Annotated in this window: 15 protein-coding genes; 14 read left to right on the top strand and 1 reads right to left on the bottom strand. The window is 40.2% G+C overall.

From position 1 onward, the window contains the following. Positions 1-911: 911 nt before the first annotated feature. Positions 912-1,784, bottom strand: a complete 873-nt coding sequence (locus FW778_RS19880) for an AraC family transcriptional regulator (protein ID WP_150416611.1) — start codon at positions 1,782-1,784, stop codon at positions 912-914. Between the two features lie 440 nt (positions 1,785-2,224). Between FW778_RS19880 and FW778_RS19875 the strand changes: the two genes are divergently transcribed. The 14 genes from FW778_RS19875 to FW778_RS19810 are packed head-to-tail and all read left to right on the top strand — an operon-like array spanning position 2,225 to position 24,070. Then, positions 2,225-5,368 carry a SusC/RagA family TonB-linked outer membrane protein gene (locus tag FW778_RS19875; RefSeq protein WP_202552382.1) on the top strand — a complete coding sequence of 1,048 codons (3,144 nt, stop codon included), beginning with the start codon at positions 2,225-2,227 and terminating at the stop codon, positions 5,366-5,368. A gap of 11 nt (positions 5,369-5,379) precedes the next feature. Further along, the gene (locus FW778_RS19870) at positions 5,380-6,867 is read left to right on the top strand and encodes a RagB/SusD family nutrient uptake outer membrane protein (RefSeq protein WP_150416609.1); all 1,488 of its coding nucleotides are present in this window, start codon (positions 5,380-5,382) and stop codon (positions 6,865-6,867) included. 44 nt (positions 6,868-6,911) lie between these two features. Beyond that, positions 6,912-8,318, top strand: a complete 1,407-nt coding sequence (locus tag FW778_RS19865; RefSeq protein ID WP_150416608.1) for a sugar porter family MFS transporter — start codon at positions 6,912-6,914, stop codon at positions 8,316-8,318. Between the two features lie 41 nt (positions 8,319-8,359). Further along, positions 8,360-11,062, top strand: a complete 2,703-nt coding sequence (locus tag FW778_RS19860) for a glycoside hydrolase family 38 N-terminal domain-containing protein (protein WP_150416607.1) — start codon at positions 8,360-8,362, stop codon at positions 11,060-11,062. Positions 11,063-11,072: 10 nt separating this feature from the next. After that, positions 11,073-13,793: a glycoside hydrolase family 38 N-terminal domain-containing protein gene (locus tag FW778_RS19855; protein WP_150416606.1), complete on the top strand. Its 2,721-nt coding sequence runs from the start codon at positions 11,073-11,075 to the stop codon at positions 13,791-13,793. 15 nt (positions 13,794-13,808) lie between these two features. After that, on the top strand, positions 13,809-16,667 hold the full coding sequence (locus FW778_RS19850) for a glycoside hydrolase family 38 N-terminal domain-containing protein (protein WP_150416605.1): 2,859 nt from the start codon (positions 13,809-13,811) through the stop codon (positions 16,665-16,667). Positions 16,668-16,719: 52 nt separating this feature from the next. Continuing rightward, positions 16,720-17,862 (top strand): ABC transporter substrate-binding protein, encoded by a 1,143-nt coding sequence (locus FW778_RS19845; RefSeq protein WP_150416604.1) that lies wholly within the window; start codon positions 16,720-16,722, stop codon positions 17,860-17,862. Further along, on the top strand, positions 17,859-18,626 hold the full coding sequence (locus FW778_RS19840; RefSeq protein WP_150416603.1) for an enoyl-CoA hydratase/isomerase family protein: 768 nt from the start codon (positions 17,859-17,861) through the stop codon (positions 18,624-18,626). The genes FW778_RS19845 and FW778_RS19840 overlap by 4 nt, the downstream gene beginning before the upstream one ends. A 4-nt stretch (positions 18,627-18,630) precedes the next feature. After that, on the top strand, positions 18,631-19,797 hold the full coding sequence (locus FW778_RS19835) for a M24 family metallopeptidase (RefSeq protein WP_202552381.1): 1,167 nt from the start codon (positions 18,631-18,633) through the stop codon (positions 19,795-19,797). 14 nt (positions 19,798-19,811) lie between these two features. Continuing rightward, on the top strand, positions 19,812-20,996 hold the full coding sequence (locus tag FW778_RS19830; protein WP_150416601.1) for a CaiB/BaiF CoA transferase family protein: 1,185 nt from the start codon (positions 19,812-19,814) through the stop codon (positions 20,994-20,996). A 44-nt stretch (positions 20,997-21,040) separates the two neighbouring features. Beyond that, entirely contained in the window at positions 21,041-21,835 is a 795-nt protein-coding gene (locus FW778_RS19825) for an SDR family NAD(P)-dependent oxidoreductase (protein ID WP_202552380.1), read from the top strand. A gap of 3 nt (positions 21,836-21,838) precedes the next feature. Beyond that, complete coding sequence (locus FW778_RS19820; protein ID WP_202552379.1) at positions 21,839-22,270, top strand: hypothetical protein; 432 nt, start codon at positions 21,839-21,841, stop codon at positions 22,268-22,270. 30 nt (positions 22,271-22,300) lie between these two features. Continuing rightward, positions 22,301-22,993 (top strand): RraA family protein, encoded by a 693-nt coding sequence (locus tag FW778_RS19815; protein WP_150416599.1) that lies wholly within the window; start codon positions 22,301-22,303, stop codon positions 22,991-22,993. 18 nt (positions 22,994-23,011) lie between these two features. Beyond that, positions 23,012-24,070: a mannonate dehydratase gene (locus FW778_RS19810; RefSeq protein WP_150416598.1), complete on the top strand. Its 1,059-nt coding sequence runs from the start codon at positions 23,012-23,014 to the stop codon at positions 24,068-24,070. Positions 24,071-24,160 lie beyond the last annotated feature (90 nt).

Raw genomic sequence — 24,160 nt, 5'->3', positions numbered from 1 at the left:
TGTTCCTGCAATTCAATCTTGTTTTCATCCCAGGTGTTTTTAAAGATAATATAAGCATCTCTTGAATGGCTGACCTTTGGACGCTCTGATGCTTTTACTTTTGATTTGTACCTCAATTCAACTCCGGCAATCTGGCTTAATAATCCTGATTTCATTGACTCTTCCATAACTGTGAATTTTGATTGTTTAAAAAATTAATTATGGAACTACTGCCGTCTTTGGACAATCAAGGCAAAGTAGCAACGGAATAAATGGTATCTTAAATAATTGAGGAAAGCATTTTTTTATGCCGGAATTTCTTTGCCGCCACAGCAGTACAAAGACGAACTTTGTGCAGGAATTAATGAAGAAAAATATTTTACAAGCGGCAGGATTTTTTCATCACTGGTATATTAACAATAACAAATAACCTTGACAATATAATGATTAATACAACCAAGCTGCCGCCCCAGCTTTTATTCTTTATAGTATCTGGCGGCAGCTTTTTTTAAAATTTAAAAAGTAACGGCCTGTTCAGGCCGTTACTAATAAAACTTAATTCAAAACAACGGAGTCTCCCTTCATTGCAAAATCTTCACATAAGTGAAATGTTTTTTGTGTCCGTAATTAGTCGCTACCGCCAAGCAGTAGCGATTCTAATTTGGCTTCCTCACCCTTATAGATACGAACATTATAACCAAAAGTTCTATAGTATCGCATTTGTTAATGTTTACACAATATACAGTTCAATACCTAGCGTCATCGCATACCTGCTTTTTGTAAATTTTACTTTCCTTTTTTTCCCTGGAAATTTTCTGCAACTATTTTACAATAACCCTCATCGAAATAGATTGGCAGAATTGTAATGAAGGAAGATTCAGATTCTACTAAACCGGTAGCGGCTGAAAAGATGGCTATTAAGCGAAACATAACTATAATAGAACACTACATTCCTTTCGATATTGGGTGGGTGTTTTTTTTGTAATTTTTTTAAAGAAGTTGTTGAAGTTCGTCATGTTCTGATAACCCGATTGGAAACAGACATCCGCTATGGTTAATTCCTGGTTCTGTAAAAGCTTACATGCATGACCTACCCTCAGTTCATTCAAAAATTCAGAGAATGATTTTTGCGTTCTCTTCTTAAAAAAGTTGCAAAACGCGGGTGGTGTCAAATTAGCAACTGATGCGATTTGGGAAAGTGATATTGGATCCGTAAAATTTTTAATCAGGTATTGGTAAACGTTATTCATTCTCTCTGTATCCTTTTCATTAAATGAATGCCGGTATCCAATGGATGCAAGGCATTCGTATTCCTTCGAGTCCAAAAAGAGGTTAACGATATCCAGGAAATGAATTACTTTTTCAAGTCCCTTTTTATCAACAATATCGTTCAATTTATTTATCGCATTTCTCCGGGTTTCTCCAAAAAAACGGATACCTCTTTTCGCTTTCTCAAGAAGACTTTTTATCTGTAAATTATACTGACTATCATTGGTCAGGCCAATAAGAAAATCTGGGTTAAAATAGGTAACAATGGCCTTAGCGGAAGCTAAATTTTCTTCCTTAAAATAACTGGGATCATTGTACCAGATATGGGGGAGGTTAGAGCTCATTAAAACAAGATCACCGGAAGAGAAATTGGAAATATTATCACCGACTATTGTTTTTCCAAAACTTTCAACCACATAATTCATCTCACACAAATCATGAAAATGGAATGGGCTTTCAAAGTGATGCTGATCAATTTTCTTAATCGAAAATGAATGCTCTTTATGTAATCCGATTTCTATAAGATGGGCCTTCATTGAAATAATATTATAACCTGAAGATACAATTCCTGTCGAATAGTAATACAATCTTCTCTATATATCTGTCCATTCGGTAAAAAATGATTAAGATAATTGTAATACTTGTTAATACAATGTTAGATGGAGGATTCATTCCCAAATATCTTCGCATTATCATTAAATAAAATGATTGCTTAAATATTCGAATACGTAATTGACTGCAAAAGAGAAAAATCAGAACGTAGGCATTATGATTTGAAGTACCATAGATATTTAGAGCGGCTTTATCCGATTTACAGCTAACAGCAAAAGATCGGTTAAAACACGGGTTTTCTGACAAGTTTTGATGGGAGAGCTGTTGCAGAACTGAGGCAATACCAGTGAACATTTGTATGGCCCGGATTGCCATTTATTGAACGATGTTAAATTTTTTTCTTAATAACCATAAACAACTTGATATGAAAATGAATCGGCAGCCCAAAAAACTTAAAAAGTTAGGGTTCTTATTTTGCATTACTTTTCTTGTTTTATGTATTTCTGCCAATAGTTATGCACAGGGATTGAAAGAGATCCACGGCACTATTACAGATGCGACTAATAAGCCATTGTCCGGCGTTTCAGTTGGCATAAAAGGAACAAAAACCTTCGTCTTAAGTGACGGAGAAGGGCATTATCACTTACGGGCAAAGGTTGGGGCTATTTTGGAGTTTTCCTATGTTGGAATGGCCAAAAGGGAGCTAGAGGTAGGCAATGAAAGCCAAATGGATCTCAGTTTGAACCCGACTTCTAATTCATTAGGAGAAGTAGTTGTGGTGGGGTATGGTACCGTTAAACGGTCTGATCTTACGGGTTCGATAAGTACGATAGGCACGAAAGAATTAGAAACAAGGGTAGCTACCAATCCCTATTTGTTGTTAGCGGCCAAGGTTCCCGGATTGAGTATATTTAATAATAATGGCAATCCAGGAGGGGATGTGAGTATTAATATCAGGGGATTTTCATCGATCAATGGATCTAATTCGCCGCTTGTTTTGGTTGACGGGGTAATTACCACCAATTTGACCGGGTATTCAGCATCTGATTTTGCTTCGGTAACGGTTCTAAAAGATGCATCATCTACAGCAATTTATGGATCCAGGGGATCAAACGGGGTTATATTGATGACTACTAAAAAGGCAAAATCAGGAGATTTCAATATCACCTACGATGGTAATGTGGGCATTGGGGTAGCTGCACGTCATATTGATATGTTGGATGCGAATGGCTATATGGAATTATTTAAGAGAATGTGGGAATATGATCCGTCCAGAGGGTCTTATGATGCCGTAATTAAACCTAATCTTCATAAAGATTATCCTCTATTATTTGACGCAAATAATAATCCTATTTATAACACGGATTGGCAGAAAGCAACTGCGGGAACTTCTATTTCTCCTCATCATTATTTGTCGATGACTCATGGAAATGAAAAATCCACATCAGGAATTTTTCTTGGATGGAATGATGAGAAATCACTATTTAAAAGTGATTACCAAAAAAAATACACCTACAGGTTTAACACAGAATATAATTTGAGATCGTGGCTTAAAGTCGGCGGGGAACTAAACGGCTGGGCTATACAACAGCAGATAATAAGTAATCAGGGCACAGGTGGGGAAAATCTTCCAAGACAGTTACTGGAAATGCCCTCTATTTTACCGGTTCAATTTCCGGATGGCAGTTATTCAACTTTTAGAAGTTGGGGTTATGATGTAACGGGCCATGCTGCGCAGTATTATCCTTACGGCAATAATTCGGTAGCATTATCTAATAATTCATTGGGAACACAGCCTAATAAATTATCTAATCTCAGGCTAAGTCTGAATACCTCTATAGATTTAGCAAAGGATATAGTTTTTAAGTCGATATATACCAATGAAGTAAGTTCTAACTTGTTTTTCAACTGGGGTTCAATTTCAAATATCGATAACAATGGGATCGGTTATGCGAGTGGTTACACTGGGAGAACTTCCACCTGGACATCACAAAATTTTATTACCTATGATCATAACTTTAATGAAAAGCATCATCTTAATTTATTGCTTGGTGGGGAATGGTCTTCTTCTTATAGCCAATCCTTAGGAGCTTCGTCATCCGGTTATTCAACTGATTTTTATCAGTATAATAATCTCGGGGCCGGCTCTCTTCCTTCATCGGTAAGTTCAGGATATAGTGGGTTTCAAACCAATTCATACTTTGGGAGGTTGAACTATTATTATTCTGACAAATACCTTTTAACGCTGACTTCAAGATATGACGGATCCTCGGTGTTTGGCGCGAATAATAAGTACGCGCTGTTTCCATCAGCGGCTTTAGGTTGGGTAGCTTCTAAGGAGAATTTCTTTGTCAATAATGAGGGGCTTTCGAAAATATTCTCATTTTTTAAGATAAGGGGAAGTTACGGCCTCACTGGTAATTCGCCGGGTGCGTATTCTTCACTGGCGACCGTTGGTTCTTATACGGTCAATCTGAATAATCAAATTGTAAAAGGTTCAGGAATCGGGGGAGCTCCGAATCCCGATTTACGTTGGGAAAAAACCAAGCAATTAGATGTAGGTGCCGACATAAGAATGTTCGACGATAGGATATCCCTGACTGTTGATGGATATTCTAAAAAAACTACAGATCTTTTATTTAGTGTTCCTGTTTCGGTTGTTTCAGGATATACTTCAGTTACGACTAATATCGGAAGCGTACAGAACAAAGGCGTTGAGGTGGATTTTGACGCTACCGTTATAAGAAAAAAAGATTTAGGTTGGAGTGTGGGCGTGCTTTATGCAAAAAATAATAATAAAGTTCTGGCATTAGGCACAACCAACGCAGACGTGATATCCTCGGGATTTTTAGGAGCGTCAACCATACTTAGAGTTGGAAAACCAATGGGTTCGTTCATTGGTGTACAAAGATTGGGGACCTGGGGAACCAGTGAAGCAACAGAAGCCGCTAAGTATGGCAAAAAACCAGGCGACATAAAAAGACTTGACGTTAATCATGACTATAAATTTGATGAAAACGACATGCAGTTTTTAGGAAGCCCTTTTCCAAAATATGATCTCACCTTTTCAACTTCGGTGAGGTACAAAAACTGGGACCTGAGCGTAGACATCCAGGTAAGACAGGGTGGTAAGGTTGAGAATGTAGCGGCATTAACTATTGAGGATAGGACATGGTATGCAAGTGGATATGCGTCAGTTTTAAAAGATGCATGGACGCCCGCACATCAAAACACTATGGTACCAGCCCTCAGAATGGCTGCCGACCCATGGAATACTGATTTTGGAAGTTATGCGGATAGCCACTGGTTCGAAGATGGCTCTTTTATAAGAGGGAGAAGTTTGAATCTTAATTACAAGGTGCCCGCGGAGTTGGCAACCAAAATGAAATTGAAAAGTTTAAGGCTTTATTTAAACTATGATAATTTCTTTTTAATTGCACATGATCACAACAGACTTTTCGATTTGGAAAATTCATCGTTTGGTGGGGGATATGCGGGTCAGGGTCAAACTTTTTATGATACACCAAGACCCCGGACTCTTACTTTCGGAATTAATGCAAATTTTTAAAATTATTGAAAATGAAAAAGTATCTAATTATTATAACTGTTTTATCCACTCTTGTATCCTGCAAAAAATTTCTTCAGGAGGATCCAAAAAGTTTTCAAACAACAAGTAATTTCTATAAAACAGAAGGAGACGCTCAATCCGCGGTAAACGCAATTTATAGCTATCTGTATCCACCATACGCTAAAACCGGCTTTGATGATTTGCCATCTGCTATGTTGGAGATGATAACCGGGCAGTGGAATAACGTATCGCAATGGCCTGAAACAGGCTTTTACTATACACTTACCAACTCTTCAGGAAGTTCTTATACGCTGAAATGGTGGTCTAGTTGTTATGAGGGTATAGAAACGGCTAATTTAGCAATTAATAAAATTCCAGATATCAATTTCGCAGATACGACGGAAAAAAACAGCTTACTGGGAGAGGCGAGGTTTTTAAGAGCTTATTATTATTATATGCTTGTAAATATTTTCGGAGATGTACCGCTAAAACTGAAGTATACCGTTTCGCCGTCAAAAGACGGATTAATTGGTAAGACACCTGTAAAGGATATTTATAATACCGCAATTGTTCCTGACTTGTTATTTGCAGAAAATAATATTAAGCGGGCTACTCCTGATGGCAACGGAAGAGTATCTTCTGGTGCAGCCAAAACTCTCCTGGCAAAAGTTTATTTAAGTATGGCTGGTAATCCCGTAAATGATCCTGCTACCATGGCATTGGCCAGAGACAAAGCGTTGCAGGTAATTAACAGCCAAACTTTTTCCTTATTCCAAAGTGATGCCAACTCCACCTGGTTTGATAAATTGAATAGTTCGGCTTATGATAATAAAGAGGAACAAATTTGGGATTTGAATTATAATTATCCTAATCTGCCGTCTTATCTAAATATATATTTTCTTCCCAAAGAGGTTAGTTTTACTACTTCAATACAATTTGGTGGATTTTATCCGGACTCAAATTATTTGAATAGTTTTAACGCTTCCGATTTAAGAGGCCGCCACAACATGGGCTTCTTTTATAATAGTTTTAAGGTAAACGGACAAACCTACAATTTTCCATGGGCTATTTATAAGTTTTTTGACAAAGGCGTCCTGGCAACTGCTCCCGGCAGCGGAAAAGGTTTTCCTTTACTTAGGTATGCCGATCTTTTGTTGACATATGCTGAAGCGCAAAGTGAAGCGGATGGAGCACCAAATTCAATTTCTTACAAGGCTGTAAATGACATCAGGGCGAGAGCAGGTTTACCACCGATTGCTACAGGATTAAGTAAGGAAGCATTTAGGGAAGAGGTCTGGAAGCAAAGATACTGGGAACTCGGAGCAGAAAACAAGACTTATTTTGACATAGTGAGAACACAACAGGTCTATGATTCAAAACAGGATAAATTTGTTCCTATTGTTGGATTTACATTGCCGAGCGGTGCTGTCGTAAAGCAGGGTTATTTGCCTTTCCCCATTCCTTTGTCGGAAGTTCAGATTAATCCACTTTTGAAATAATACCGTAGTAGGCCGGTCACTTTTTAAACCATCAAAATTCTGACATGAAACCAACAGGTTCAGTATATCTCATATTAATTTGTACCACTGCGGGGCTTGGCGGATTTTTGTTTGGTTTTGATACGGCCGTTATATCAGGTGCGATCAACTTCCTGAGAACTCAGTTTCACCTAAGTCCGGCAATGGAAGGTTGGTTGATGAGTTCTGCATTATTAGGCTGTGTAGGAGGCGCTGCCGTCGCAGGATGGCTTTCGGATAAATACGGGCGAAAAAAAATACTATTGTTCTCGGCGATATTATTTATTACCTCGGCATTTTGGTGCTCTGTGGCCCAAACACCTTCTTCGCTTGTTATTGCCCGCATATTGGGAGGTGTAGGCGTTGGGTTCGCTGCCATGGTGGCTCCTATGTTTATATCAGAATTATCACCGGCCTCATTAAGGGGAAGGCTGGTTTCTGTTTACCAGTTATCAATTACTTTGGGCATTTTATGTTCTTATTTAACAAATGCCTGGTTACTGAATATAGCTACTAACGGATCGGCACCGGGTTTTATACATTTTTACATGGTAGACGAAGTTTGGCGGGCAATGCTGGGCTCCAATATGATTCCGGCTACCATATTCTTTCTATTATTGTTAATGGTCCCTGAAAGCCCAAGGTGGTTGATAAAGAATGGAAATTATACCAGGGCCAATATTATTTTGACAAGAATAAATGGAATAGAAAGGGCAAATGCCGAATTGAGAGAAATAAAAGAAACAGTGGGGGAGGAAGATGGAAATATCAGGCAATTATTTGCACCAAAATGGAGGATAGCATTGATGATCGGGTTGGTATTACCGTTTCTTAGCCAGCTTACCGGTATTACAACTGTGATGTATTATGCACCGGCCATTTTTGATAAAGCAGGTTTCCAGGGAGGCGCAGCCATGGGTAGCGCAGCATTGATTGGATTCTTCAACATGATATTTACGATAGTGGCTATTTGGCGCATTGATATATGGGGAAGAAAGCCGCTACTGATATGGGGGTTTGTCGGATTGAGTATTGCGTTGTTTTCAATTGGCTGGTCATTTTATCAAAACGGAAGCAGCCAATTTCTTTTAGGAGCTTTCATTTATTATATCGCAGTCTTTGCCGCGACCCTGGGACCAGGCGTGTGGGTAGTTATATCAGAAATATATCCTACAAAAATACGTGGGCGGGCGATGTCGTTGGCAACCCTTTCACTTTTTGTAGGTTCCACCTTTGTTACGCAAACATATCCCATTTTAAGGGAGTCATTAGGAATAGGAATCACCTTTATGCTTTATGCGATCATGATGCTTCCGGCAGCATGGTTCGTGAAGAAGTTTGTTCCGGAAACAAAGGGGAAAACATTGGAAGAAATTGAACAATATTGGAAAGCAAAATCACTTTCGAAATTTCACATGAAAAAAGTGGTATAACGTAAGCCTTTCTACATGAACAGGTACTTAAAACATAATTTATGAAAATGACTAAAACTATTACGACAATTGTAATTGTAATAGTGGTTTTGTTTGGCGGAGGTTCTGACGTTACAGCTCAAACCAACTATCGCCCACAAGGATCTACCAATACTGATCATTCTTATTTTAAAAACGGTACGATAAGTATTGTTAGCTCCAGTCACCAGGACATTGCCTGGATGGATTCCATTAAAGCATGCGAGCAGTTCCGGGACGAAAAAATGCTGACGCCTGTATTAAATATCATGAAAAGTAACCCGGATTTCTGTTTTAGTGTAGAGAATTCATTATCTCTCCGTGAATATCTTGCCAGGCATCCGGAGCGATATGACGAGATATTAAAATATACCAAAGAAGGAAGGCTGGAATGGGGTGCTACCTATAACTGTCCTTATGAATCAATGTATGATGGAGAAGCGCTGATCCGTGAAACATATCTGGGAAGAAAATGGTTGAAGAAGATGTTGCCAGGCTGCGACTTCATAACCGCCTGGAATGTAGATGTACCCGCCAGGGCTTTGCAAATGCCTCAAATTCTTGCCAAATCTGGAATAAAATATCTCAATTTTTCGAGGTTTGAACCTGGTATCTATAGATGGTATAGTCCTGACGGAAGTTCTATTTTGGGATGGACTCCGGGACAATATTATGAGGCGAGTTTACCGGTTGTAAATGCAAAAACCGATGAGGGGAAAAAGAACGCTTTGATAAAGCGTCTCAACGAATGGGAGGTTTACTATAAAACGAATAAAATAAAGCCAGCGCTTCCTTATCTCATCTCTATGGACTGGTCGGAGCCTAATGAATTTGCATCGTTGATTAAAATGTGGAATCAGGAGGCAAAAAAAGATCGGCTGCCGTTTTTAAAACATTCCGGAACAACTGCCAGTTTCAAGGCATTTGATACTCCAGGCGCCAACTTTGAAAAATTAACCGGGGAACGACCGGATGAATGGCTTTATATTCATGGACCAACACATGAAAGAGCACTTACGGCATCGCGAAAAGCAAACAGAACGCTGACCGCTGCGGAGAAATTTGCTGCTATTTCCGCTACCCTTAAAAATGATTTTTCGCTTTACCCACAAAAAGATTTTGCCAATGCATGGGAAAAGGCAATATATCCTGACCATGGTTGGGGGGGTAAACACGGTGACCTGACAGATTTGACTTTCAGGACCAAATTTGAAGAGGCCTATGGCATAGCAGACACCATTTTGCAAAATAGCTTATCGTCAATATCAAAATCCATTGGGTTTAATAAGAAAGGTAAAGCGTTGGTAGTTTTTAATCCCTTATCGTGCGAAAGATCGGATAAGGTTGAAATAAGTCTAAACGTTTATGGGCAGGATACCATGTCGTATAAGGTTTTTGATGCTGTTACTAATAAAGAAATACCAAGCCAGTTAGTCATTGCGAAGCCTGTAAAAGAATCCGACGAGGTAGTAACCATTGTTTTTGTTGCAGAAAACGTTCCCTCCATTGGATATAAAACGTATTACCTGGAACCCTACGCGGCTGAGCAAAAAAGTGAAGTTCCGGTGCATGCCACAAATCCATCGCTGCTAAGTGCGGAAGCCAATGCAACCACCTATGAAAACAGGTTTTACAAGGTTCAATTTGGAGCGGGCGGATTAAAGAGCATTTTTGATAAGGAATTGAATAAAGAACTTTTAGATACCAGGAATTTATTAGGTGGAGAGGTATTTCAATTGGAATCCGTGGGAAACGGAGCCGGAGAATTTTCTGCCATTCAGCCGGTATCTATGAACGGGTTTGAAAAAGTTAGCCAGTACCAGCCAAAATGGACTTGTGCTGAGTATGGCGCAGTAAGAAAATCATGGGAATTTACACAACAAACAAAATTTGCTACTATTCATCAAACCATCACTTTGTACGATAATTTAAAGGAAATAGATTTTAAATTAAAAATATTGGGCTTTTCGGGAGAGCACTACCGCGAGTACCGAATGGCCTTTCCGCTTAATCAGCAAAATTCAAAAGTTGCCTATGAAGTACCAATGGGAGTAGTGGAAGTTGGTAAGAGTGAACTAAAAGGCGCTGCAGGTTTTTCCAAACCTGATCAGATTTATTCAACACCATGTAAAGATATACACCCACGCGAAGTACAGGATTGGTTTAATTCCAGTTCCAATGATGTTTCTGTAACTGTTAGTAGCTCGGTAGCTGTATTCGATTGGATTGATCCTACCAATAAAAATAATTCGTCTCCTGTTTTGCAGCCCATTCTGTTAGCCAGTCGTAAAAGTTGCCATTCGCAAGGGAATTATTATCTGCAACCTGGCAACCATTCTTATCAGTTTAGTTTGACGTCAAACAGGGGGGACTGGCTGAATAGTGTACACACAGGAAAGATGCAGAATCAACCTTTACAGCCTGTTTTGGTGGATGTTGGTACGCCGAGGCCAGGGTTACCTTTAAGTTACAGCTTTGCCGGCGTAAATGCAGGCAATGTAATAATTTCTGCGATCAAGAAATCGGAAGATGAAAATAACATAATCATGCGGTTAGTGGATATGCAGGGAAAATCTGTTGACGCAACCGTTAGCTGGTTTGGTAAGGTGAACGGAGTAAACAGTACCAACATGATCGAAGAGGAAGATAGGCCCTTACCCAAAGGTGAAGATGGAATAAGGCTGCCGATAAAACCTTTTTCAATTGAAACGATCCGGATTAAATAAATGCAAGGCGATGAAAAAGCAAATTAATATGTGGAGTAAATCAATTCTTTTATTGTTCTCTGTGTGCATGTTAGCAACTGCAAACGTTGCTGCACAAACAAATAATGCGGGAGTTCTAAAAGTGAGCAATAGTACCTTTAATTTATTAAAAGAAGTTAAGGAACTGTCTGCCGGTAGGGCGTCTATTTATTTAACTATTACAACACACCAGGATTTAGCCTGGTGTAATTCGATTGAAAAATGCAAAATAGACCGGGATACTTTATGGTTGACACCTTTCATTAAAAGGTTGAGAGAATCTCCTTCGTTTCAAATGGACATAGAACAGTCATCTATTGTGAAAGAGTATATTAACAGGCATCCGGATGAGAAAGATACGCTGCTAAATTATATGAAAGAAGGCCGAATACTTGTGGGCGCAGCATTCACGCAGGTTTATGAGGACATGTATTCCGGGGAATCTTTGGCAAGACAATTCTACTTTGGAAAGAAGTGGTTGAAAGATAATTTTAATAATTATAATCCAACCGTTTATTATAATTCAGATGTTCCCGGCAGGAGTCTTCAGATGCCACAATTGATGGCTAAAGCGGGCGTGGATGGCATGTTCTTCAGCAGGTTTGAACGAGGTCTTTATAACTGGTTTAGCCCTGATGGATCATTTGTTACGGCCTATTCTCCTGGGCACTACATTGACTTTTACAATATACTCGCAGAAGATGATACGGCAGCTCTAGCAAGTATGGCTGAGGAGGTTGTTTACTGGCTAAAAAATTATAATAACAAAGCATCTGCGCAAAAGGTTATTCCTGCCGTATTGAACTACGAATTCATGTGGGGACAAAAGCCTGTGCAAAATCTTTATCCATTCATTAATTTTTGGAATAATGTTTCGACCGTTGAAAATGAAAACGGGGAAAGGTTACCCGTAACCCTTCCGAGGTTCCACTTTGCTACATTTGATAAGTTTATAAAAAATATTAAAGAATCTTCAACAATTCCGGGAATAATTGGCGAAAGACCGAACGAGTGGATTTATATTCACGGGCCGTCCCATCATTGGGCATTATCAGCCAGCAGAGAAGCGGATGTATTACTGCCTGCTGCAGAAAAATTCTGGTCTTCAGATAAAATGATTGATAATACTATTTCTTATCCAAAAGAACAATTTTTACAGGCCTGGGAATCTAAAATTTATCCTGATCACGGCTGGGGTGGTAAAGATGGTCAATCCACTGACGATACTTTTCTGGCAAAATTCGAAGAAGCAAAAGAAAAGGGAGGTAATCTCCTAAACGAAGCAATACAAAAAATCGCTTCGCAAATTAATACAAATACTGCCAGAGGTATTCCGGTAGTCGTTTTCAACAGTCTTAGCTGGGATCGGACAGATCCGGTAACCATCCCGTTGGGCTCGATTCCAGGATCACATTCTTCTGTTGGAGTATATAACAGTGAAGGAAAATTACTACCATCACAAATCTCTGATGTAGTGCTCGATAAAAACGGATACATTGACAAGGGTAAAATTACATTTATTGCCGGCTTAGTTCCGTCTGTTGGTTACGATACTTATTATTTAAGACCGATGGACAAAGTTGAACCTGGAAAAAGAATGTCATTTGATAAAGAATTTGATAACCGATTTTACCATATAAGTTTTGGAAAAGGAGGGATAGAAAAATTAATCGATAAATCCTCCGGAAAAGAGGTGCTGAAAAGTAATGGGTTAACAGCAGGAGAAATATTTACGCTAAAATCCGAAGGCACTGGCGCTGGGGAGTTCGATGCCATACAACAGCCCACTATGGTAGATTTTGATAAAACCGGCAATTACGATACGGAATGGAGCGTTATCGAGGACGGACCCATCTATACGACATTTAAATACAGGCAGCCGATCCGAAATGCAGTCGTAGAGGAATTTATCAAGGTATATAATACAATAAAACGTATCGACTTTAATATTGCATTAAAAAACTGGGATGGAACCTTGTACCGCGAATACAGATTGGCGCTGCCATTGAATATTACTAATTCCAGGGTGAGCTACGAGGTTCCGTATGGTGTAGTAAATATTGGAGAGGATGAATTAAGAAAACCGGCAGGTCAGATATATCAAACCTTGCCCGAAAAGATTCATCCGCGTAGCCTCGAAAACTGGATGAGCGCATCCGGTAAAGGTTTTGGGGTAACGATGAGTTCTTCGGTTGCTGCATTCGATTTTATGGATGTTACGGGGATAGCTCCTAACTCAACTTTATTGCAACCTATTTTATTGGCGTCCCGGAAAAGTTGCCACAGCGAGGGTAATGAATACCTGCAGACGGGTGATCATTACTATTCTTTTTCTCTTACAACCCATGCACCTGGTTGGGATAATGGCTTTCAATTCGGGCGACAGGCAAATGAAACATTAGAAGCAGTAGTAGATCCGGTTCGCACCAACGGGGCCAAACTTACTGAAAAGGGAAGTTTCGTTTCAGTCAATAAGAAAAATGTGATTATTACCGCTATGAAACAAGCCGAGGATGGCGATGGAATTATTTTGCGGTTTTTCGAGATAGAAGGAAAGGATACCGATGTGGAATTTCGGTTTAAGAAATCTCTTAAAAAAGCTTATAAAACTAATTTGATTGAAGAAGTTTCAAGTGAGATTCCTGTGACGGAAAACTACCTGAAGTTTTCTGTTAAACATAATAGTATCGAAACAATTAGAGTATATTGGTAATTAAAAAAACTGGTCATGATTGCAAAATCTTTGAGTTTATTTATTATGGTTTTTTTCTTCCTGTTTTCAGGACATGCCCAAGAATCAATGGTCATCTATCAAAGACCCTTTCATTATGAAAAAATGAACGGAGAGCTTGTTGCAGACGCGATCATAGTTTACAACGGAGACAAAAAGGACCTGGAAATAAAGCTTGACGGGAAAAAACTTGAATATACAGCTGAAAAAGATTCTTTAAGAGTGAAACTGCCATTGATTGGCGCTGAGCGTCTTCTTGTTTTTCAACAACATGGTCGTTTGTTGTCTACCCAGGTATTTTTTCCTTATGTTTCGCCGGACTGGGGTTATTTTAAAAATGGAACGATTGATATCATTAATACTTCTCACCAGGATATTGCCTGGATGAATACGCCGGATTCATGTAAAGATGAAAGAATACACAAAATTATTATTCCCGCCCTTGATATTTCCGAAAGGCAACCAGGATTTAGTTTTGGTATGGAACAAACCCTGAATCTAAGAGAACTCTTAAATGAATATCCTTCTTATAAGGATTCAGTGATAGACGCTTACAAGAAGAAAACATTTTCCTGGGGAGCAACATTTAATCAACCATATGAAGGGCTATTATCAAGCGAGCAATTGATAAGGGAATTGTATCTGGGGAGGAAATGGATTCATAATGAATTTACCGGGCAGGTAGATACAAGAACGGCATTTAACATGGACGTCCCCGGAAGGACGGACCAATTTCCGCAAATTCTAAGTAAATCCGGCGTGAAATACCTGGTAGTTAGCAGGATGAAGCAAGGTTTTTTTAATTGGTATAGCCCTGATGGGTCACGCGTGCTGACTTATAGCCCGGGCAATTACGGGTGGGCTTCCATGTTTTATAAATATTTCAACGACGATGCCCCAACTGCCATGCATAAGCTCAACGAAGAATTAAAAAACTGGGATGCTTATTATTCTTCACGGAATATACCGCCGCATTTTGCGGTCGTTATCAGCAACGATGCGGCCGGCCCGATCTATTATAAGGAAGTAGTTGACCAATGGAACAAAATTGCCGAGCAGGCAGGTGTTGACATGCCACGGTTGACCTACGCCACGGCTGAAGATTTCTTGTCATCTATAGATAAGCCTGGTGCACGATTTGACTCAATAAGCGGTGAACGGCCAAACTTATGGTTGTACATCCATGGGCCTGCCCATTACGAAGCGATTAAAGCCAAGAAAGAAGCAGGCATTCATTTGCCGGCAGCAGAAATGTTTACCACTATAAATTCTTTGTTGAAGAATGATCTTTCAGAATACCCGAAAAGCGTGTTCGATTCAGCATGGTATAAGTCAATATATGATGACCACGGTTGGGGTGGAAAACATGGAGAAATAACCGATAGTATTTTTGGCGCCTATCTTCACCAGGCCGATGAAACGGCTAAACAATTATTAGATAATTCACTGAAATCTATCAGTTCCAATATAAGAACTTCCAAAAATGATGCATTAATCGTATTTAATGACCTTTCATGGAAGAGGAACGGAATTGCAGAAGTTGTTCTGCCAGGAAATAGGGAGAATTACTCGGTGATGGATAAGGATGGACGAGCAATACTTTCGCAAGGTATATTCAAAGGGGATAGCACCGTTATGCAATTTATGGCAGATTCAGTTCCTTCCATAGGCTACACCACCTTTTATCTCTCAAAAAAGCACAGTTCGTTCTCCGGTGATCATATCGCTATGCCGAATTTTTGCGAAAATAAATTTTATAAAATTGATTTTGGAAACGGCGGCATTAAAGTCCTTTACGATAAAGAACTAGCGAGGAACATATTAAACACCACCCGTTTTGCAGGGGGTGATGTCATGGATCTGGGGTATGATGGCAATGGCGCCGGTGAATTTACTGAGATTACTGCAACCAACATGTCCAGGTTTGACAAGCTAAGTAATCACACCTCAAAATGGAGCCTGATTGAGGATGGTGCTTTATTCTCCACCTTTCAGTGCATCGATGAACTTAACGAGGTACAAATAATTCAACGAATTAAAGTTTATCACCAAATCAAAAAGATCACTTTTGAATATGAGATACCAGATTGGCCCGGCGTAAAAAACCGGCAGTTGCGGTTTGCGCTTCCCATAGGGGCCGACACAGCTGCCATAAGTTATGATGCGCCGATGGGAATTTCTACAGTCGGAAGTTCCGAATTGAAAATGAGACCAGGAGGCTGGGCTTGGGGAGGCACTTATCGCCAGCTACCCTCGGACATACATCCAAGGGAAGTGCAGAATTTTGTCTCGGCCAATGCAAACGATTTTGGATTAACCATGTCATCAGAAATTTCAGTTTTTGATTGGATAGATCCCACTGTAGATGCTGTTACATACCCTGTACTTCAAGCGATCATGCTTTCGTCGCACAAAAGCTGTCATGGTGAGGGGAACTGGTATTTACAAAAGGGAGGCCATATTTTTCGGTTTTCTATTACATCACATCAGCCCGGCTGGAAAAATGGCTATGCATTGGGGATTGGTAACAATCATAATTTTTATACCGTTCGGGAAACGAATAAACAAAACAGGGGGAACTTGCCTCTGACACTTAGTTTTATAAAATCTTCGTCCCCATTCGTGCAAATAACTGCGTTTAAGAAAGCAGATAATAGTGATAATACTATTTTAAGATTTGTTGAAATGGGAGGAAAAAAGGAGCATGCGGATATACAATTTTACAAGTCATTTAAAAAAGTTGATAAAATAAATCTGATAGAAGAAGATGAGAAAAATACAAAATGGGAGGGGAGTAATTCTATTCACGTGGATCTAAATAATAATTCCATTGAGAGCTATATGATTTATTTCTAAAAACAAGTCTATATGAACACAGAATATTTGGATAGTAAAAGGCAATTCATTAATGGTTAAACTTAAAGGCATAACGTGGGATCATCCGAGAGGCTACGAACCCTTAAGAGCTGTAGCAAAAATATGGCATGAGAAAACAGGCGTCGAAGTTACCTGGGATGTGCGTACATTAAAAGAATTTGGGGATTATCCCATTGAAAAACTGATTGCTGATTATGATTTTATATTGATTGACCACCCTTATATGGGGGAAGCTGCAAGCAACGATCTTTTGGTTCCGGTGGATACTTTTCTCGACAAATCATTTATGGATTTCCAGGAATCTCAGAGTGTTGGTCCGTCATTTAGTAGCTATGGATATAATGGGCATTGGTGGGCATTGCCAATAGATGCTGCGGCCCAGGTGGCCGCTTATAGAAAGGATATCATTGATCTTCTTGATTGGAAACTACCGCGGGATTTAAAGCAATTAGCTGAAGCTGCCTCAAAATTACCAGTTTCATATAAAATAGGTGTTCCATTATGTGCGACAGATATATGGTGTGTATTTCTTTCACTATGTGCCCAATACGCCGGGGAGGCAGTCTTCAACGAAGATGGTGTGGACGCTGAAACAGGGGCCTGGGCATTAGACCAGATCAGGTCGTGGAAGGGATTTCTATATAAAGATTCTTTCCAAATGAATCCAATACAAATGCTGGAACACATGAGTGTTGCTGATGATATTGTATACATTCCTTTTACGTTTGGTTATACCAATTATGCGAGAAAAAAGTGGCAAAAAAATAGGATTCATTTCGCCGACGTACCTGGGAGTGGCCCCGGCAAGAAGTCATCCGTTATAGGGGGAGCTGGTCTGGCCATTTCCGCCCGAACCAAAGAGATTAGTGAATGCGTTTCATTTATGCAATTCATACTTGGTGGAGATATTCAAAAAACCGCCTATTATCAAAATGGCGGCCAACCGGCCCATTTAGATGCCTGGCTTGACAATGATAATAACGAGGATTGTTCCGGCTTTTTTGCTGACACGTTATCTACCATGGAACACGCCTATGTCCGTCCGCGAATGAAAGGATTCAATCGTTTCCAGGAAACCGCAGCCGGGCTTATTCATTCGGCAGCACAGGAAAACGGCCCAACCTTTACCATAATGGAGAAAATAAACAAATTGTTTAAATCTTGTTGTGCATGAAGCAATATGAAACTATAGAACTGGAACTTCAGGATGGCGTTGCAACACTCATATTAAACAGGCCTGAATTTTTGAATGCCATGAATTTTCAGATGATGAACGAAATCATTGAAGCCTTAACAGTCATCACCAGTGATCCATCAATTCGTGTTGCAGTGATCACTGGTAAAGGCCGTTCATTTATGACTGGTGCGGATATCAAGGAATATGCAGTACAAACTCCGGAACAGTTTAAAAGCTTCCAGCAAAAAGGAATAAAATTGTATCAAACCATTGAGAACGCAGCTATTCCGTTTATTGCTGCAATAAATGGTTTCGCACTTGGGGGCGGATTCGAAATTGCCTTAGCGTGTGATTTTATTATTGCGATTGATTCGGCAAAAATGGGATTGCCGGAAGTTCATCTTGGATTAATTCCCGGAGGGGGTGGTACGCAACGGTTACTGTACAAAATCGGTATGAACCGGGTTAAAGAAATGTTGATGTTGGGACAGTCCTACTCTGCGCAGCAAATGCTGGAATGGGGGATAGTGAACATCATTTGTGCCGATGGCGATTTAGCAGCAACTGTAAAAGAAACTGCGGATAAATTTAAGCGAAGACCTGGGCAATCATTAAGGAGCATAAAAAAATTACTGCATCCGGACGTAATTGAGGCGCCATTTTCAGAAAGGATAATTAAGGAAGGAGATGAAGTTTTCCATCTTTTTTACACTTCCGTTGCCCAGGACTTAATCAAAAAATTCGCAAAAAAAAATGGATGAAATTATGGACACAAAAAGGAAACAAATGCTCCAGGGCATAATTAACAAGCACCATTTAGGCGCATTAATTTTTTGGCGTCCGGATGAACTGGTGATGACTCTTGGTTATATGCCTTTGTGGGGATTATCTTTTTTACTATACACAGCGGACGATAGACCTGTTTTATTTATTCCGGAGGCGGAGCCTGTTGATATAATTCCTACAGGTATCACCTTTCAAACATTCCCATGGGGGAACATATCTTGTCCTGATCCCTGGGAAAATTTGTATAATCAAATGAAGTTGTTGTTGCAGCAAAAAAATCTGCAAGAATTGCCTGTTTCCTTTATCCCTTCAATCGGGGGTTCAGCTCCCTGCCGCATGGCCGGAGAGCAGCCCCCTTTACCGCCCGGCTTAATTGCAGCATTAAATGGCGTAAGCAGGAAGGGTTGGGTAGATGTAAGTTCTGATTTGCTTAACTTATATGCCTATAAGACGGCGTTTGATATACAACAATTAACAATTACCCATCAAATAAGCGCCATAGCAGTCCAGACATTTTATGCAAATGCAGTTTCCGGGAATACAGAAGCAGACATTGCTGCAGCCGTTGAGTATGAAGTAGCTAAATGTGTAAATATGCCTCAAATTCATTTTGCCCGGGCATGGGCTATGATACAATCAGGTGTCAATGCTGCATGGGGAGGGACATACAATCGTACTACCGGCAAGCGGTTGCAAAACGGTGAATTGGTAATTATGGAAATAGGCATATGCGTGAATGGATATTGGGCAGATATTACCCGCACTGCAAAAATCGGCGATGTTTCAAAGAGCCAGCATGAGATATACGATTTGGTTTATGAAGCACAGAAATCAGGGATAAGCATGATGAAACCCGGCGTAAAAATGCGCACTATAGATAGCATTGTGAGAGAAAAAATTGAAGCAGCAGGATTCGGGCGATTTTTTAAGCATGCCTTAGGGCATCACGTAGGATTCCGTTATCATGATTTTGGGCCGCTGCTATCGCCCGGTTCTGATTCATTGTTAGAAGAGGGCATGTTGTTGACTGTTGAGCCCGGTATCTACGGTGAAGAGATAAATATGGGGGTCAGGATAGAAGATAATGTATTAATCACCGACAGCGGTTGTATGGTCCTGTCGTCGTACCCGGGTGTGCCAGATTGACTTTTAAATAACGCATGAACAATCATAATTATATGAATAATGAGATTACAGGCCCTTTAAAGGGAATACGGGTGGCAGATTTTACACAGTTGGCGCAAGGCCCCTGGGCCACCCAAATGTTAGGTGATATGGGGGCTGATATAATTAAAATAGAACCACCTAAAGGAGATTGGATGCGCAGTTATGCCTATGGTAATATGTACCCGGGCGGCGAAAGTATTTCGTTTCTCTGTTTCAACAGAAATAAAAGGAGCATTGTGTTGGACCTGAAATCTGAGGAGGGCGTTGCAACTGCAAAAAAACTGATCGCTCAATCGGATATTTTAATTGAAAATTTCCGGCCGGGAGTGATGGACAGACTGGGTTTGGGGTATGAAGTTGTAAAAGAAATCAATCCGGGAATCATTTTTTGTTCCAGTTCAGGGTATGGCTCTGATGGTCCCTATATAAACAGACCCGGACAGGACCTGATGGCGCAATCTCTTGCCGGAGGTGCCTATCTAAACGGTAAGAAGGGCGATATGCCCATTGTTACAGCGGTTGGCCAGGCCGATTTGCTGACAAGTTTATTTATTGTTCAGTCCGTACTGGCGGCTTTGTATTATAAACAACAAACAGGTAAAGGACAGAAAATAGAGGCATGCCTTTTTAATTCTATAATAGCCTTCCAGGTACAGGAAATAACGGCTTTCCTTCACAAAGGAGCTAACCCTGAAAGAAGTGAAAGTGGTATTCCCAATCCATGGTTAGGCGCTCCCTATGGGCTATTTGAAACGAAGGATAATTATATAAGTATCGGGATGAACTCCGTGAGGAAACTTGCCGTTTTGCTGAATGTTCCGGAATATGACCATCCTGAATTTGAAAGTAATAATGTGATCGAAAACAGGGATGACATACGGGTTGCATTTGCAGCTGTTTTTAAAACAAAGTCAACCAACGATTGGCTGGATATTTTGCTGCCTCATGATGTCTGGTGTTCGCAGGTGAATACTTTTAAAGAGATGGTTGACGATCCCCAGGTTAAACATAACAATATGATTCTGGACTATGAGCATCCCGTGGTGGGCAAAATCCGGACGACGGGATTTCCTGTGCGGTTTAGCGAAACAGAACAGAAGCTGTACCGTCCTGCACCGTCGCTGGGCGAACATACTGCAGAGATAATGCAGGAAATAAATAGCAGGGACCAGGAATAAAGGCGTGGAAATGCGTAATGGGTCCATAAATGAAAAAGTTTATTATGAATAACAGCATCGAACTAAAAAATAAGGTTGTATTAGTAACCGGCGGAAGCCAGGGAATCGGATCAGCGATCTGTACATCGATGGCTGCCTGTGGCGCCAATGTGGTCATTAATTATCACACGCATAAAGAAAGTGCGGAGAACCTTGCCATTTCTTTACACAATCTATACGGGGTAAGAGCGTTGTCGTTTGGGGCGGATATTTCTAACCCGGAAGAAGTGGCAAAAATGTTTTCATTTATCGATGAAAATTTTAGCCAGCTTGACGTACTTGTGAATAATGCAGGCTGTGAAACAGTGGCGCACGCGATCCATCTTGACCTTGCAGTGTGGGATAAGATATTTGATGTAAACCTGAAAGGGGCATTTCATTGTGCGCAGTTGGCGGGCCGAAGAATGGTTGAGAAGAAAACCGGCGTTATTATTAATATTTCATCCATTCATGACAAAGTACCACGTAAGGGATTGGTGCATTATTGTTCATCTAAAGCCGCTTTAAATATGATGACGAAATGCCTGGCGCTTGAATTAGCAGAACACAATATCAGGGTCGTAGCGGTATGCCCGGGGGCTATAGAGACTGAAATGAACCGGGAGGAAATAAATGAATTTGGCAGAGATAAATTTAATAACTGGATTCCTTTGGGGAAAGTTGGTGTGGTAGATGATGTGGCCTGGACTTGTGCATTCCTTGCCAGCGAAAGGGCTTCTTATATAACGGCGACGGAGTTATACATTGACGGCGGCTATAAAGAGAGTACCATTCCTTACGATCCCCGTCCAAAAAGATAAGTCATGAGCAACGAATTGATCGAAACATATTATCATGAAGGCCTTGGCTACAATCCTTTTATAATAAAAGATAACTGGCAGGTAGCTCAATTAAATTTTATACCTGAACAGGGATTGTATGCTATCCAAAAAATGGATATGCATATGCAGACTGATGAGGTATTTGTGTTGACAACAGGAACTGCGGTATTAATTGGAGCTGTCCTGGAGAACGAAGGATTCAACTTTCAACTAATACAGATGAAAATTGGAATAACCTATAATGTTCCCGTAAACACATGGCACAACATCGCGATGGACAAAGATGCTGAGGTAATTATAATTGAGAAGAGTAATACACACCTGGGTGATTTTGTTTACAGGCAGCTTAGCAAAAATGAAGCTGAATACCTTAATGACGCCATACGCAGGTTATTAAATGAGCAACCTTTTTAGATACTATATGATAATTATAAACGAAAACTTATGGAACCGGTTATTTTAAAAGATGAAAATTATAAATGGGAGACTGACACTGACCTCTTTGAACTTTTCAGGAAGGAATTATATACGTCGGTAGTGGGAGATATCCTTGATGAATTGGGATATTACCACCAGTTTTTACCACAGCAGGTACAGCCACTTCGAATTACAGATAAGATTATTGGACGGGCAATGCCTGTCTTAATGATTGACGTTTACGGGCCGCAAAAGAAACCATTCGGCAGGCTTACAGAGGCGCTTGATCAACTTCAGCTAGGGGAAGTATATATTGCAGCCGGTGGAACTATGCGATGCGCTTATTGGGGGGAGATTCTGACTGCCACTGCAAAAAAAAGAGGCGCCTCCGGTGCCGTGATTGATGGTTTTTATAGAGATACACCAAAAGTGATGGAGCAAAATTGGCCGGTTTTCAGCCGGGGAAGGTATGCCCAGGACTCTGCAGTTCGCACGCAGGTCGTAAACTACAGATGTGATATTGAAATTGGAGAGGTTTGGATAAGGCCCGGCGATTTAATCTTTGGAGACGTAGATGGCGTATTGGTGATACCCAAACAAAATGAGAAAGAAGTGTTCGAAAAAGCATTGAAGAAAGCGCGGGGTGAAAAGATCGTGAGGCGGGAGATTGAAAATGGAATGTCGAGTACGGATGCTTTTCTTAAATATGGGATATTATAAGCAATAAAATAAAAAAATATGAAGTTGGGTTTAGGGCTGTACAATCATATGTTGAACAAAGCACATTTTGATTTTGCCAAACAGTGTGGTTGCACTCATTTGGTGGTTCATTTGGTAGATTATTTTAACAAAGGGAACCAGAAAAAGACTAATGATCAGCCTATCGGTGATGGGACAGGCTGGGGAATTGCCGGCAAATCAAGAAATTTATGGGAAGTAGAAGAATTGCTTCGGTTAAAGAAAGAGATTAATGATGCAGGGCTGGAGTGGGAGGCCATTGAAAATTTTGATCCTGCTGATTGGTATGACGTGCTACTCGATGGGCCCCTAAAAAAGAAACAGGTCGAGAGAATTAAGCAGTTGATAAGAAATGTGGGAGAGGCAGGCATTCCGGTGATTGGCTATAATTTTAGTTTGGCCGGCGTTTGTAGCAGAACGTCCGGGGCATTTGCAAGAGGTGGCGCTGTTTCTGTAGGTATGGATGGAGTTGATGAACGTCCCATCCCTAACGGAATGGTGTGGAATATGACTTATGACCAGAGCGCGGCGGACGGCTTTATAAAGAATATATCTCATGATGAATTATGGCAGCGACTTGAATATTTTTTGAATGAAATTATTCCTGTAGCGGAAGAGGCGGGAGTTATTTTGGCCGCCCATCCCGATGATCCGCCCATGCCAGTTGTGCGGCAATCGCCACGGTTAGTTTATCAACCAGAGATGTACAGCAAATTATTGAATGTTATTAAGAGTAAGAGTAATGCCCTCGAATTCTGTTTAGGTTCAATAGCAGAGATGACCGAAGGCAATGTCTATGATGCTACAGAACAGTATGCAGACAATATAGCTTATATACATTTCAGAAATGTTCGGGGGAAGGTTCCTTTTTATAAAGAAGTGTTTGTAGATGAAGGAGACATCGATATGAAAAGAGTACTGACTATATTAAAAAGACGAAATTTTAAAGGGGTACTGATACCCGACCATACTCCCCAGATGACTTGTGAAGGGCCATGGTATGCAGGGATGGCGTATGCGCTTGGGTTTATGAATGCTGCCATTAAGATGATTGATTGATATTTCTTTTCAAATTTTACTTTACTAAACAGATATCGTTTATACTTTTTTCTTATAAAAAGGTGACTATTACTGTTAAATCACAAAATA

Origin of the sequence: Ginsengibacter hankyongi (assembly GCF_008710285.1) — a bacterium.
GTDB lineage: Bacteria > Bacteroidota > Bacteroidia > Chitinophagales > Chitinophagaceae > Ginsengibacter > Ginsengibacter hankyongi.
Note: the sequence above shows the minus strand (reverse complement) of the source record. Positions and strands in the feature narration are given on the sequence as shown.